The sequence below is a fragment of the Erythrobacteraceae bacterium WH01K genome (assembly GCA_027941995.1).
Classification (GTDB): Bacteria; Pseudomonadota; Alphaproteobacteria; order Sphingomonadales; family Sphingomonadaceae; genus CAJXSN01.
In genome coordinates this window covers 183,830-197,083 of the sequence record CP115966.1, presented here as the reverse complement: position 1 = coordinate 197,083, position 13,254 = coordinate 183,830, and the positions used below count along the sequence as shown (strand labels likewise).

The following is a 13,254-nucleotide window of genomic DNA, read 5'->3' as shown; positions in this document are numbered from 1 at the left end:
CCGCATGGACTTCGCCATCCCGCAGGAACTGGAAGACTATTATGCCGAGCTCGTCGCCTTCATCGAGGCCGAGATCGAGCCGCTCCAGCACGAAGGCGACAACAACCGCTTCTTCGACCACCGGCGCGAGGATGCGCGGACCGACTGGCACCGCGACGGACTGCCGAACGAGGAATGGGAGGCGCTGCTGCGCGAAGCCACGAGCCGCGCCGATGCGGCGGGGCACTGGCGCTTTTCCGCGCCGAAGGAATATGGCGGGAAGGACGGATCGAACCTGTGGATGGCGGTCATTCGCGACCGCTTCGCCCAGCGCGGGCTGGGGCTGCACAACGACTTGCAGAACGAGCATTCGATCGTCGGCAATTTCCCCTTCGTCGCCATGTTCGACCAGTGGGGGACCGAGGCGCAAAGGCACGAATTCATCACCGGCGGCTTCGAGCGAAAACGCCGCGTCGCTTTCGGCCTGACCGAGCCCGACCATGGCTCCGACGCCACGCACATGGATACAGTCGCGGTGCGAGAGACGCGTGACGGGATCGACGGCTGGCGGATCGACGGGGCCAAGATGTGGATCACGGGCATGCAAGTCGCGACCCACGTCGCCCTGTTCGCCCGCACCGGCGGCGAGGATGGCGATGCAAAAGGCATCACCTGCTTCCTCGTCCCCAATCCCAGCGAGGGGCTGGAGATCGACGAATATGTCTGGACCTTCAACATGCCGACCGACCACGCGCGGTTTTGTCTGAAGGGCGTGTGGGTGCCCGGCAGCGCAATCCTTGGCGAGGAGGGGCGCGGGCTGTCGCTGGCGCAGAGCTTCGTCCACCAGAACCGTATTCGGCAGGCGGCCAGCAGCCTCGGCGCGGCGCAATATTGTGTGGAGGAGAGTGTGCGCTACGCCCGCCAGCGCAAGCCCTTCGGCGAGGAACTGGCAAAGAACCAGGCGATCCAGTTCCCGCTGGTCGAGCTGGCGACCCAGTGCGAAATGCTCCGCCTGCTCATCTACAAGACCGCGTGGGACATGGACCGGATGGACCACAAGGCAATTGAGAGGGATCTCTCCGACAAGGTCTCGATGTGCAATTACTGGGCGAACCGGCTGGTCTGCGAGGCTGCGGACCGGGCAATGCAGGTGCATGGCGGCATCGGCTACAGTCGGGAAAAGCCGTTCGAGCACATCTATCGCCACCACCGCCGCTACCGGATTACCGAAGGCGCGGAGGAGATCCAGATGCGGAAAGTCGCGGCCTACCTGTTCGGCTATCTCGGCCCGCGGCGGGAGACGTTCGCAGACCTGTGATCGCCCTTCGCAGACAGCGCCCTGCGTCCCGCTTGACCTGAGGGCGCGAATGCCGCTCTTTGCTGCCCATATATTTCGGGGAGCTATTACCATGACATCCTTCACCCGCACGCTGGCCGCCGGCCTGCTGCTTTCGACGTCCACCATCGCCGCAGCGCAGAACGCGCCCATCCTGCTCCCGGGTGCGCCCGGGGCCGAGCCGCGCGTCCTGACGGCGGAAGAGGCGACCGCCCTGTCGGACACCAGCTATTCGCCCGCCGATGTCGCCTTCATGCAGGGCATGATCGTGCATCACCGGCAGGCGGTCGACATGGCGGAACTGGTCCCCGACCGGACGAACAACGATGCGGTGACCAAGATCGCCGCGCGCATCCTCGACACGCAGGCGGACGAAATCTCGTTCATGACCGACTGGTTGAACGACCGGGACGAGCCGATCGCGATGGCAGGCATGATGGCGATGTCCGACATGCAGGGTCACGCGCATCATGCCGGACATGGCGGGATGCACAGGATGCAGGGCATGGCGACGCCTGCGCAGATGGCCGCGCTCACCGCGGCAAACGGGACCGAATTCGACCGCCAGTTCCTGACCCTGATGATCGAACATCACAAGGGCGCGCTGAAAATGGTGGAAGACCTGACCGATGCGCCAGGCAGCGCCTACGACCCGGTGATGTTCGAGTTCACCAACGACGTGGTGAAGGACCAGACCGACGAGATCGACCGGATGAACGCGATCCTGGCCGGGTTGTCGAGCGATCCGCGCGCCACGCTGGCGGCCGGTTTTCGCGATGCTGGCGAGGCCATCAGCGGCCTGCGCCTCGTCACCGCCATGCCCAAGCCCGCCGGTTTCTTCGACCCGGCGAACCCCGCGCAGCTCCAGCCCGAGAAGCCCAAAAAGGACGAGGAAGAAGGCAAGGGCGTAGTGGAGAGGACAGACAGCGCGGATGCCGGGGATGAGGAAGAAAAGCCCCAGTTCGGGGAGCGCGGCTCGCTGCTCAGTTTCGCCAATACCGACATGGCTTTTTCCGGCGACCTGATGGTGGCCGGTAGCTATCACGGCTTCAACATCTACCGGCTCGCCGCGGACGGCGTGCCGGCGCTGGTAAGCTCCGTCGTATGCCCCGGCGGGCAGGGCGATGTCTCGGTCGTCGGCGACCTGCTGGTGATGAGCGTGCAGGACAGCCGCGCACGCAAGGATTGCGGGCTGGAAGGCGTGACCGGCAAAGTGAGCGACGAACGCTTCCGCGGAATCCGTATCTTCGACATCGCCGATGCATCGCGCCCGCGTCAGGTCGGACAGGTGCAGACCTGCCGCGGCAGCCACACCCATTCGATCGTGAGCGCCGACGAAGACCGCATCGTGCTCTACAATTCCGGCACGTCCTATGTCCGCGACAACGAGGAACTGGCAGGCTGCTTCGACACCGCGGGCGACGAGACGGCGCTGTTCAGCATCGACGTTATCGAGATTCCCGTGGCCGATCCCGCGTCCGCCCGGCTGGTCGACAGCCCCCGCGTCTTTGCCGATGCGGCGACGGGCGACATCGCGGCGCTGTGGCGGGGCGGCGATCACGGGCGCAACCCCGATGGCAGCCCGACGCAGGAGACGAACTCCACGAACCACTGCCACGACATCACCGTGTTCCCGGCGAAGAACATCGCGGCGGGCGCGTGCTCGGGCAATGGCATTGTCATGGACATCAGCGACCCGATGAAGCCGGTGCGCGTGACCGACGTGACGGACAAGGGATTTGCCTACTGGCATTCCGCCACCTTCAACAATGACGGCACGAAGGTGCTGTTCACCGACGAATGGGGCGGCGGCGGGCGGCCGCGCTGCCAAGCCGGCGACCCGATGACATGGGGCGCGAATGCGATCTACGACCTGGAGGGCAGCAGCCTGCAGTTCCGCAGCACGTACAAGCTGCCGGCCCCGCAGGGCGACAAGGAGAACTGCGTCGCGCATAACGGGTCCATCATCCCGGTGCCGGGGCGCGATATCTTCGTGCAGGCCTGGTATCAGGGCGGCATCAGCGTGATCGATTTCACCGACAGCGCCAATCCGGTCGAGATCGCCTATTTCGACCGCGGCCCGGTAGACGAGGACCAGCTGGTGACTGGCGGATACTGGAGCGCCTACTGGTATAACGGACGCATCTACGGGACGGAAATCACCCGCGGGCTCGACGTGTTCGCGCTCGAGCCAAGCGAGTTCCTGACGGCAGAGGAAATCGCCGCTGCCGAGGCTGCCCAGTATGAAGGCGGCGTCTTCAACCCGCAGACCCAGACGCAGGTGACCTGGCCCGACGACATCGCCGCCGCGGCGATCGCCAGCCGCAAGGGCGGCTAGGTCAGAACCACGCGCGCAGGCCGAGGATCAGGGCGATGCCGTCCGGATCCTCGCCTGCCGCACGGGCGATGTCGGCGGTCTCGCCCAGCTTCGCTTCGTAGCCGACGCCGATATAGGGCGCGAATTCGCGGGCGAATTCGTAGCGCAGGCGCAGGCCCGTCTCGATCTTGGTGATGCCTGCACCGATTTCGCGTTCGGGTATGTCCTGCGCGGTGAGCTCGATCTCGGCGCGCGGTTGCAGGATCAGGCGCTGGGTCAGCTTGTAGTCGTATTCCCCTTCCAGCCGCGCGGTCAGGTCGCCGCGGTCGGACAGGAACAGCGCGCCGTCCACGTGCCACATGTAAGGCGCAAGACCCTGCACGCCGAGCACCAGATGACTGCGCGTTTCCGGCTCGACATCGAGCCGCGCTCCGGCTTGCAGGTCGAAGAACGGCCCGATCGCGTGGCCCCACAGGGCCTGCAGTTCGGCATCCTCGACCCCGTCTGAAAAGCCGCCTTCCCCTTCCGACTTGAAGACGAATTTGTCGATATCGCCGCCATACCAGCCCTGCACGTCCCACAGGAAACCGTCTTCGCCTTCGCGGATGCGGGCTTCTAGGCGCTCGGCCATGAAGGTGCCGACCTTCATGTCGCCATGGGTCGCGTGGTTGGTAGCGCGGGCCTCGGCCATGGCATCGGCGCCGAAGAACCGGTCGGCGGCGTGCTGGGGCCCTTCGAAGGCGCGGGCCGGGGGTCCGGAGCGGGGCAGCGCCGGATCGGGCGAGTGTCCCATGGCCGAATGATCCATCGCGCCATGCTCATGACTCGCTGGTGCATTCTTCGCCGGGCACTGCTCCGGGGGAAGGTGACCCATGGCGCAGTGATCCATTTCCGGCAAAGAGACCGGCTCAGGCGCCGAAGTTTCCTCTTCCTTCCCGCATTGCTTGGGCGGCAGATGGCCCATCGCACAATGGTCCATCGTGTCCGGAAGGGCGGGTTTGATATCCTGCGAAGGGCACTGCTCGGGCGGCAGGTGCCCGATCGCGCAATGATCCATCTCATCGCTTGGCTGCGCAGCTTGCATCGCGTGCCCGGCATGGCCCGAATGATCCTGCGCGGCCAGAGGCGGGGTGAACGGCGCTGCGGCGATCGCGGCAGCGAGCGGAAGAGCAAGACGCACGATCATGCGGGGAACGGCCGGACCGTCACGGTCTGCATCATGCCGGCATGCATGTGGTAGAGCAGGTGGCAGTGGAAGGCCCAGTCGCCCGGCTCGTTGGCCGTCACGTCGAAGGTCGCCGTGCTTCCCGGCTGGACGACGACCGTGTGCTTCAGCGGCTGGTTCATCATCCCTGCCCCGTTGACCAGCTCAAAGAAGTGGCCGTGCAAATGGATCGGGTGCGCCATCATGGTGTCGTTGACCAGCTTGACCCGCACCCGCTCGTCATAACCGAAACGGATCGGATCGTCGGTCACGGCGGAGAACTTCTTCCCGTCGAAGCTCCACATGTAGCGTTCCATGTTGCCGGTCAGGTGTATCTCGAGCTCGCGCTCCGGCATGCGGTGGGGGTTGGCGTTGCGCGCTCTGAGCTGCGTGTAGCGCAGGACGCGGTGATCGACATTGTCGAGGCCGAGGCCGGGAAAATCCATCCGGTCCGTCGGCATCGGCGCGACCATGTCGATCCCGGGGCCGACCTTCACGTCGGGCGGCAGGATGGAGGTGTCGCGCATCGAATGGTCCATCGAACCATGATCCATTGCACCATGGTCCGTCGCCGGCTTCGGCTCGGCGGGCATCGCATGCCCCTTTGCAGCTTGGTCTATCCCGCCATGGTCCATCCCGCCATGCGGGTCATGCTGCATCGCTCCGCCATGCGCGCCGTCCATCGCGCCCATGCCCATGTCCGCCATCGTCAGCGTCACCGGCTCGCGCAAGGGCGGCGGGGTTGCGCGGTGTCCGGCATGCGAGGTTAGCGAAGCCAGCCCCATGCCGCTGCGATCCATCGCCTCGGCCACTAGCGCATGGCTCCCATCGGGCGGGCGCACGATCACGTCATAGGTCTCGGCGACGCCGATCTGGAACTCGTCGACCTCGACAGGATCGACCTCCTGCCCATCCGCCGCGATCACCGTCATCGGCACGCCGGGAATGCGGACATTGAAAAACGTCATCGCGCTGCCGTTGATGACGCGCAGCCGCACCCGCTCGCCCGGGCGGAACAGGAATTCGAGATTGTCCATGGGCCCGTGCCCGTTGACGAGGAAGGTGTAGGTCGCACCCGTCACGTCGGAAATGTCGCGCGGGTTCATCCGCATCCCGCCCCACATCACCCGCTCCGATACGGGCATGTCCCCCTCGGTCGCGGTCTGCATGGTGTAGTTGTAATAATGCTCGCCGACCTTGAGCCGCCTCGCGATTTCGTGCGGGTGTTCGGGCGTAAATTCGCTCAGCAGCACCACGTAATCGCGATCGTAGCGCGAATCCGGCTCCGTCGCGTCGATCACCAGCGGCCCGTAATGTCCCGCCTGCTCCTGCAGCCCGGAATGGCTGTGCCACCAATATGTGCCGTTCTGGCGGATCGGGAATTCGTAGCTGAAAGTCTCGCCTGGCTTGATGCCGGGGAAGCTGACGCCGGGCACGCCATCGAACTGGAAGGGAAGCAGCAGGCCGTGCCAGTGAATGGAGCTGTCCTCCTCCAGATGGTTGGTGACGTTCAGTGTCAGGTCCTGCCCCTCCGTCAGCCGCACCAGCGGACCGGGCACGGTGTCGTTCACCGCGATAGCGTGGCCACTTCGCCCACCGGTGGTGAAATGGTGGTTGCCGATGGAAAGATTGATCGTGTCTCCCGACACTTCGCCAAATCCATTGCGCGCGTGGGAGAGGGACTGGCCGCGCGCCCATGCGGGAACGGAGAGGCCAGCGGCGGCCAGCGCACCGCTGCCCAGCAGGCCGGTACCCAGAAAGTTGCGCCGCGAAAGCGAAAGGGGTTGTGTCATTCCTCTCAGCTACATACCCTGGGGGGGTATATCAAGAGGACGAAGGACCATGGTCCAGCAGACAGACGCGCTGAAGAACCGGCTGGGCCGGATCGAGGGGCAGGTGCGCGGCATCACGCGCATGGTGGAGGAGGATCGCTATTGCATCGACATCCTGCACCAGATCCAGGCGGTGAAGGCCGCTCTCGCCAAGGCTGAGGACGAAATTCTGAAGACCCATGCAGCGCATTGCGTGGCCGATGCCATCGCCTCGGGCGATGCAAAGGAACAGCGCGCTAAGTTCGGCGAGCTGGTGGACCTGTTCGCCAACACGAAACGATAGGAGATCAGGCGTGAGGAACGAAGGAAACTACAAGCGCTTCATGGCGATGGTGGGCACGTCCACCCTCATCATGCTGGGGCTGATGTATCTCAATACCTATGCGCTGGACCACGTGTTCTGGAGCGAAACGCGCTTCTGGATGATGTTTGTCATGGGCGCGGTAATGGCGGTGGTGATGCTGCTGTTCATGTGGGGCATGTACCGGGACACGGCAAAGAACTGGATCATCATCGGCGTGTCTGTGGCGACCTTCGCCCTGTCGCTATTCCTCGTCCGCAGCCAGGTGAGCGTGGACGACAGCGAGTGGATGAGCGCGATGATCCCGCACCATTCCATCGCCATCATGACCAGCGAACGGGCGGGGATCGAGGATGCCCGCGTCCGCGCTCTTGCCAACGACATCATCCGCGCACAGCGCCGGGAGATCGCGGAGATGAAATGGCTAATGGAGGATATCGAGGCGAACGGGATCGCAGCGAGCGAAGAGGAAGCCCGCATGCGTCCTATTCCCGCCTTTAAAGGCGAAGTAAGCGAGGGAACGAGGCGGCCGACCCTATAACGCGGGGAACCATTTTCCCAAGCAAACGAAAAGGCCCCGCCGGATCGCTCCGACGGGGCCTCTTTCATATGGTCCGGGTGAGACCGGCGAGGTTGGCTTAGAAGCCGCCCATGCCGCCCATTCCGCCCATGTCGGGCATGCCACCACCGGCAGGCTTCTCTTCCGGAATTTCCGAAATGGCCGCTTCGGTGGTGATCAGCAGGCCGGCAACCGAAGCTGCGTCCTGCAGGGCGGTGCGAACGACCTTGGTCGGGTCGATCACGCCGGCATTGACCAGGTTTTCGTAGGTGTCGGTCGCAGCGTTGAAGCCCTGCGCTTCGTCACCTTCGCGAAGGAGGTTGCCCGAGACCACCGCACCGTCGTGACCGGCATTGGTCGCGATCTGGCGGATCGGTGCGAGGATCGCCTTGCGCACGATGTCGATACCGCGCGTCTGGTCATCATTCTCGCCCTTCAGGCCGTCGAGAGCCTTGGACGCGTAGAGCAGGGCGGTGCCGCCGCCCGGGACGATGCCTTCTTCGACGGCAGCACGGGTTGCGTGCAGCGCATCGTCGACGCGGTCCTTGCGTTCCTTCACTTCGACTTCCGACGCACCGCCGACCTTGATCACGGCAACACCCCCGGCGAGTTTCGCCAGGCGTTCCTGCAGCTTCTCGCGGTCGTAATCGGACGAGGTGTTGTCGATCTGCGTGCGGATTTCACCGACGCGCGCCTTGATGTCGTCTTCGCTGCCGGCACCGTCGACGATGGTCGTGTTGTCCTTGTCGATGGTGACGCGCTTGGCTTCGCCGAGCATGCCGAGGGTGACGTTTTCAAGCTTGATGCCGAGATCTTCGGAAATCATCTCGCCCTTGGTCAGGATCGCGATGTCCTGCAGCATGGCCTTGCGGCGATCGCCGAAGCCCGGTGCCTTGACCGCCGCGACCTTCAGACCGCCGCGCAGCTTGTTCACCACGAGGGTGGCCAGCGCTTCGCCTTCGATGTCTTCCGCGATGATCAGCAGCGGACGACCCGACTGCATGGCAGCTTCCAGAAGCGGCAGCATCGGCTGCAGGCTGGACAGCTTCTTCTCGTGGATCAGGATATAGGGGTTATCCAGTTCCACGGTCATCTTGTCGGGGTTCGTGATGAAGTAGGGCGACAGATAGCCGCGGTCGAACTGCATGCCTTCGACGACATCGAGTTCGAATTCGAGACCCTTGGCCTCTTCCACGGTGATGACGCCTTCCTTGCCGACCTTTTCCATGGCTTCGGCGATCTTTTCGCCGACTTCACGGTCGCCGTTCGCGGAGATGACGCCAACCTGGCTGATTTCCTCAGAGCCCGACACGTCCTTCGAACGGCCCTTCAGGTCTTCGACGATCTTGTGAACCGCCTGGTCGATGCCGCGCTTCAGGTCCATCGGGTTCATGCCCGCTGCGACCGACTTCATGCCTTCGCGCACGATGGCCTGGCCCAGCACGGTTGCCGTGGTGGTGCCGTCACCGGCGAGGTCGTTGGTCTTCGAGGCCACTTCGCGCAGCATCTGCGCGCCCATGTTCTCGTACTTGTCCTTGAGCTCGATTTCCTTGGCGACGGTAACGCCGTCCTTGGTGATGCGCGGTGCGCCGAAGCTCTTGTCGATCACGACGTTGCGACCCTTCGGGCCGAGCGTGACCTTCACTGCGTTGGCGAGGGTGTCGACACCCTTGAGGATGCCTTCGCGAGCGTCGCGGCCGAACTTTACGTCCTTGGCTGCCATGGTGTTTTCTCCTGAGAAATTACGTTGGTGTTGGAAAAGCGTTCGGGTCGGCGGATCAGCCGATGATTCCCATAATGTCGCTTTCCTTCATGATCAGCAGGTCTTCGCCATCGAGCTTGACCTCGGTGCCGGACCACTTGCCGAAAAGGATCTTGTCGCCGGCCTTCACGTCGAGCGGAGTGACCTTGCCGTCTTCTGCCTTGGCGCCCGAACCGACGGCGACGATTTCGCCCTCGCTCGGCTTTTCCTTGGCGCTGTCGGGAATAATGATCCCGCCGGCGGTCTTTTCTTCGGCTTCGATACGGCGGACCAGTACGCGGTCGTGCAACGGACGAAATGCCATAATGTTTGCCTCTTCAGGTTGCTGTTGTATGTTGATTGGCACTCCCACTGCGAGAGTGCCAGCGCGTCGCAAATGGTGCGCCGCCTGCATTGAGTCAACGGGGGCCGGGCTAAAAAAGTTGCGCGCCCTTTGCCGGGCTGTGCGACAGGTCAGGCAGGGCGGAGCTGCGCTGCTTCGCGCGATGTGAGTTGCAGCCGCTCGCGGGCGGTCCAGCGCCAGGTCAGCAGGATCGCGGCGACGAACAATCCGACCGCCAGCCCGATCCAGACACCGATCCCCTCCAGCGGGGTTGCGAAGCCGAGGGCCAGCGCAGTGCCGATGCCCGGGACCCAGTAGGCGAAGATGGCGAACCACATCGGCACGCGCGTATCCTGCAATCCGCGCAGCGCGCCGGCGGCGACCGCCTGCATCCCGTCGAACAGCTGGAAGGCGGCCGCAATGGCGAGATAGCTGAGGGCAAACGCAACCAGCTCTCCATTTGCGGGGTCGTATGGATCGATATAGATGGACAGCAGCGGCAATGGCACGAGGATCATGGCAGCGGCGGTCACGACCATGAAGCCCGTGCCCATGCCGATCCCGGTCCATCCGGCGCGGCCCATACCGGCTGCATCGCGCGCGCCATAGAAATAGCCGACCCTGATCGTGGCCGCCTGCCCGATGCCGAAGGGAACCTGGAAGGCGAGCGCGGCAATCTGCAGGGCCACCGTATGCGCGGCAAGCTGGGTCGCGCCGATATTGCCCATCAGGAAGGCGGCGGCCCCGAAAATGCCGGCCTCCGCGGTAATCGTGAGGGCGATGGGCGTTCCGATTGCAACAATTTGCCGGAACCGGGCCCAATCGGCGGCCCACCACCGGCCGAAGATGCGGTAGCGATGCATCCGGCGGTCGAGCCGGATCGCGGCAACATAAGCAGCCAGCGTCGCCAGGGAGGTCAGGATGGTCGCGACGGCGGCGCCCTTCAGGCCCAGTTCCGGCGCGCCGAAATTACCGAAGATGAAGGCGTAATTGGCCAGCGCGTTCACACCGATGCCGCCCGCCGTGATGGCAGTTGCGAAGATCGGGCGTCCCAGCGCCGACACGAAGTTGCGCAGGACGTTGTTGAACAGCATCGGCACCATCGACCAGATCAGCAGCACGTTGTAGCTGACGGCCAGCGCGATGATTTCCGGCTGCTGGCCGGTTGCTCGCATGATCGGCCCGAGCGCGAGGCATGCGCCCATGCCGGCGATACCGCTGGCCAGCGCCAGCCAGAGCGCCATGCGCGTTCCCCTTCGCACCGGACGAAGGGCCGGGCTGCGCTCGCCGAGTTCGGCGGAAATTACCGGCGCCACCGCCCCGGTCAGGCCCGACAATGCCCACAACACCATCCCGAACAGCGCGACCACCAGCGCCGAAGCTGCCAGCGGCTGTTCGCCCAGACGCGCGATGAAGATGACGTCGATCGCATAGGTCAGCATCTGCAGCAGGTTCGCGAGCGCCAGCGGCCAGCTCATGCGGAAGGTCGCGCCGATCTCCTCGCGCCAGCCAGAAGCGGGCACGATGTCTTCATCGGCCATTCCCGTCACCGGCGGGACCGGCACGGGTTCCGGCACCGTGTCCGGGGAGTGATCGGGAGAAGCGCCGCGTGTCATGGGGCCGGCTTGGTAGGCTGCGATGCGTCCGGTCGGCAAACGGAATTGGCGGACCGTGCCTGTAAGCCTTGGCGATGCGGCCTTCGGGGCACACGTTCAGCCCCCGTTGCGGGAGGGCGGGCTAGGCCATGGCACGAGTTTTTGAACAGGGGAGCCTTATTCCATGCCCACCATTCGATCTGCGGGCCTGCTGGCCGGTATCGCCGCTGCTACCAGCCTCGGCTCTCCTGCAATGGCCCAGGAGGTCTATGGCGGCGTCTACGCGCATGCGGTCGACACGCCTTTTACCTTCGACACGGGCGAGGGCGGGGTGGACCTGCAGGCGGGCTATCGTTTCGCCCCGATCGAGGGTCTGGCAGCTATCGGGTCGCCGGAGCCGTACATCTTCGGTTCGGTCAACCTGGACGGCGATACCAGCTTTGCCGGCGCGGGCCTTGGCTGGAAGGCGGAGATCGGCCCCGTTTATCTTCGTCCGGGGATCGGCCTGGTCGTCCACGATGCACCGTCCACGCGCGTGGACCCCGCGACCCGCATCCGCACCGATCTTGGCAGCCGCATCCTGTTCGCGCCCGAAATCGCCATCGGCACCCATCTGTCAGAGCGCGTGTCGGTAGAGGCGAGCTGGGTCCACATCAGCAACGCCCAGATCTTCGACAGCGAGCAGAACCCCGGTATCGATACGATGGGCCTGCGGATCAATTTCAAACTGTAGGAACCCAAACGGGAAAGGGCGCCACCATTGCTGGTGACGCCCCTTTCGTGATCCGCGAACGGATCGAAGCTGCAAGCGAGACGCTTACTTGAGTTCGACGGTACCGCCGGCTGCTTCGATCTTGCTCTTGATCTCTTCGGCTTCTGCCTTGGCAACGCCTTCCTTGAGCGGCTTCGGTGCGCCTTCGACCAGAGCCTTGGCTTCGCCCAGACCCAGACCGGTGATCGCACGGACTTCCTTGATGACCTGGATCTTCTTGCCACCGTCGCCGGTGAGAACCACGTCGAATTCGTCCTTTTCTTCAGCAGCGGCTGCATCGCCGCCACCAGCTGCCGGGCCTGCGACGGCGACGGCTGCTGCGGCGCTCACGCCCCACTCTTCTTCCAGTGCCTTGGCCAGCTCTGCAGCTTCCAGGACGGTCAGTTTGCTCAGTTCTTCAACCAGCTTGGCAATATCGGCCATGTTGTATCACTCCAAAATAATCGGCGGGGCGCAGCGTCATGCTGCAATCGAACCCCATTGAATGTCTGCTTTTGCGGAACCGCTTATGCTGCTTCCTTGGCGCCATAGGCACCGAAGACGCGAGCAAGCTTGTTGGCGGGCGCGTTGACGACCTGGGCGATTTTCGTCGCCGGGGCGTTGACGAGACCGACAATCGTGCCACGCAGCTCGTCGAGGCTCGGCATCGAGGCGAGTGCCTTGATCCCTGCTTCGTCGAGCACCTGTCCGCCCATGCTGCCGCCGACGATTTCGAGCTTGTCGTTCGTCTTGGCAAAATCGACAGCAGCTTTCGCTGCAGCGACCGGATCTTCGGAATAACCGAGAGCGGTCGGCCCCGACAGCATGTCTTCCATGCCGGCATACGGGGTGTCTTTCAGGGCGAGCTTGGCGAGGCGGTTCTTCGCAACCTTGTAGGACGCACCGGCTTCACGCATCTTCCCGCGCAGATCGGTGGACTGTTCCACCGTCAGGCCGAGATTGCGGGTCACGACGACCACGCCAACCTCGTTGAAGACTGCATTGAGCTGGGCGACCGCGTCGGCTTTCTGCGAACGATCCATGCCATACTCCTTCACAAATGGCCGACCGGAATGGCTCCCGGACGGCCGGCTACGTTTGTCCCGGACGCGAGCGAGGCCGCGCCAGGGGCGAGTCCGTTTGTCGAAGGGAAGGAGGAGGCGGGCAGCAACCCGCCAGGGGCCCCGTGCAGGCCGGGGCGAAATCTCTTTTCCCATCTCGGCTGGAGATTAAGAAGGGACAGGCCCTTCACCAGCTGTCTCGGACGGATGAGCGGCAGACACGAAAAGGCCCGCC

At 64.2% G+C, this 13,254-nt stretch carries 12 protein-coding genes; 5 read left to right on the top strand and 7 right to left on the bottom strand.

Translation table 11 applies throughout. The annotated features are described in order from the left end of the window. Positions 1-4 precede the first annotated feature (4 nt). Together PF049_01000 and PF049_00995 are read left to right on the top strand one after the other, a co-directional pair. A complete protein-coding gene (locus PF049_01000) occupies positions 5-1,297 on the top strand; it encodes an acyl-CoA dehydrogenase (protein WBY16777.1) in 1,293 nt (430 codons plus the stop codon). A gap of 91 nt (positions 1,298-1,388) precedes the next feature. Next, the gene (locus tag PF049_00995) at positions 1,389-3,653 is read left to right on the top strand and encodes a DUF305 domain-containing protein (GenBank protein ID WBY16776.1); all 2,265 of its coding nucleotides are present in this window, start codon (positions 1,389-1,391) and stop codon (positions 3,651-3,653) included. Position 3,654: 1 nt separating this feature from the next. On the opposite strand, the gene PF049_00990 is transcribed toward PF049_00995, so the two are convergent. Continuing rightward, positions 3,655-4,818: a copper resistance protein B gene (locus PF049_00990; protein WBY16775.1), complete on the bottom strand. Its 1,164-nt coding sequence runs from the start codon at positions 4,816-4,818 to the stop codon at positions 3,655-3,657. Further along, on the bottom strand, positions 4,815-6,629 hold the full coding sequence (locus PF049_00985) for a copper resistance system multicopper oxidase (GenBank protein WBY16774.1): 1,815 nt from the start codon (positions 6,627-6,629) through the stop codon (positions 4,815-4,817). Before PF049_00985 ends, PF049_00990 begins: the two co-directional genes overlap by 4 nt. A 49-nt stretch (positions 6,630-6,678) precedes the next feature. On the opposite strand from PF049_00985, the gene PF049_00980 reads away from it, so the two are divergent. Both PF049_00980 and PF049_00975 read left to right on the top strand, forming a co-directional pair. Next, on the top strand, positions 6,679-6,951 hold the full coding sequence (locus PF049_00980; protein WBY16773.1) for a metal-sensitive transcriptional regulator: 273 nt from the start codon (positions 6,679-6,681) through the stop codon (positions 6,949-6,951). 46 nt (positions 6,952-6,997) lie between these two features. Further along, the gene (locus PF049_00975) at positions 6,998-7,510 is read left to right on the top strand and encodes a DUF305 domain-containing protein (protein WBY17944.1); all 513 of its coding nucleotides are present in this window, start codon (positions 6,998-7,000) and stop codon (positions 7,508-7,510) included. 97 nt (positions 7,511-7,607) lie between these two features. Here PF049_00975 and groL read toward each other — a convergent pair whose 3' ends face one another. The 3 genes from groL to PF049_00960 form a co-directional block, all read right to left on the bottom strand. After that, positions 7,608-9,251 carry a chaperonin GroEL gene (gene groL, locus PF049_00970; GenBank protein ID WBY16772.1) on the bottom strand — a complete coding sequence of 548 codons (1,644 nt, stop codon included), beginning with the start codon at positions 9,249-9,251 and terminating at the stop codon, positions 7,608-7,610. Positions 9,252-9,306: 55 nt separating this feature from the next. Continuing rightward, complete coding sequence (groES, locus tag PF049_00965) at positions 9,307-9,594, bottom strand: co-chaperone GroES (protein ID WBY16771.1); 288 nt, start codon at positions 9,592-9,594, stop codon at positions 9,307-9,309. Between the two features lie 149 nt (positions 9,595-9,743). Then, positions 9,744-11,153, bottom strand: a complete 1,410-nt coding sequence (locus PF049_00960; protein WBY17943.1) for an MATE family efflux transporter — start codon at positions 11,151-11,153, stop codon at positions 9,744-9,746. 238 nt (positions 11,154-11,391) lie between these two features. On the opposite strand from PF049_00960, the gene PF049_00955 reads away from it, so the two are divergent. After that, positions 11,392-11,940, top strand: a complete 549-nt coding sequence (locus tag PF049_00955; GenBank protein WBY16770.1) for an acyloxyacyl hydrolase — start codon at positions 11,392-11,394, stop codon at positions 11,938-11,940. A gap of 84 nt (positions 11,941-12,024) precedes the next feature. On the opposite strand, the gene rplL is transcribed toward PF049_00955, so the two are convergent. Both rplL and rplJ read right to left on the bottom strand, forming a co-directional pair. Beyond that, positions 12,025-12,402, bottom strand: a complete 378-nt coding sequence (rplL, locus tag PF049_00950; protein ID WBY16769.1) for a 50S ribosomal protein L7/L12 — start codon at positions 12,400-12,402, stop codon at positions 12,025-12,027. Between the two features lie 83 nt (positions 12,403-12,485). Beyond that, complete coding sequence (gene rplJ / locus PF049_00945; GenBank protein WBY16768.1) at positions 12,486-13,001, bottom strand: 50S ribosomal protein L10; 516 nt, start codon at positions 12,999-13,001, stop codon at positions 12,486-12,488. Positions 13,002-13,254: the final 253 nt, after the last annotated feature.

Coding starts and splice junctions, on each gene's coding strand:
- rplJ (WBY16768.1), bottom strand. CDS start 13,001: ATGGATCGTTCGCAGAAAGCCGACGCGGTCGCCCAGCTCAATGCAGTC.
- rplL (WBY16769.1), bottom strand. CDS start 12,402: ATGGCCGATATTGCCAAGCTGGTTGAAGAACTGAGCAAACTGACCGTC.
- PF049_00955 (WBY16770.1), top strand. CDS start 11,392: ATGCCCACCATTCGATCTGCGGGCCTGCTGGCCGGTATCGCCGCTGCT.
- PF049_00960 (WBY17943.1), bottom strand. CDS start 11,153: ATGGCCGATGAAGACATCGTGCCCGCTTCTGGCTGGCGCGAGGAGATC.
- PF049_00985 (WBY16774.1), bottom strand. CDS start 6,629: ATGACACAACCCCTTTCGCTTTCGCGGCGCAACTTTCTGGGTACCGGC.
- PF049_00995 (WBY16776.1), top strand. CDS start 1,389: ATGACATCCTTCACCCGCACGCTGGCCGCCGGCCTGCTGCTTTCGACG.
- PF049_00975 (WBY17944.1), top strand. CDS start 6,998: ATGGTGGGCACGTCCACCCTCATCATGCTGGGGCTGATGTATCTCAAT.
- PF049_00990 (WBY16775.1), bottom strand. CDS start 4,818: ATGATCGTGCGTCTTGCTCTTCCGCTCGCTGCCGCGATCGCCGCAGCG.
- groES (WBY16771.1), bottom strand. CDS start 9,594: ATGGCATTTCGTCCGTTGCACGACCGCGTACTGGTCCGCCGTATCGAA.
- PF049_00980 (WBY16773.1), top strand. CDS start 6,679: ATGGTCCAGCAGACAGACGCGCTGAAGAACCGGCTGGGCCGGATCGAG.
- groL (WBY16772.1), bottom strand. CDS start 9,251: ATGGCAGCCAAGGACGTAAAGTTCGGCCGCGACGCTCGCGAAGGCATC.
- PF049_01000 (WBY16777.1), top strand. CDS start 5: ATGGACTTCGCCATCCCGCAGGAACTGGAAGACTATTATGCCGAGCTC.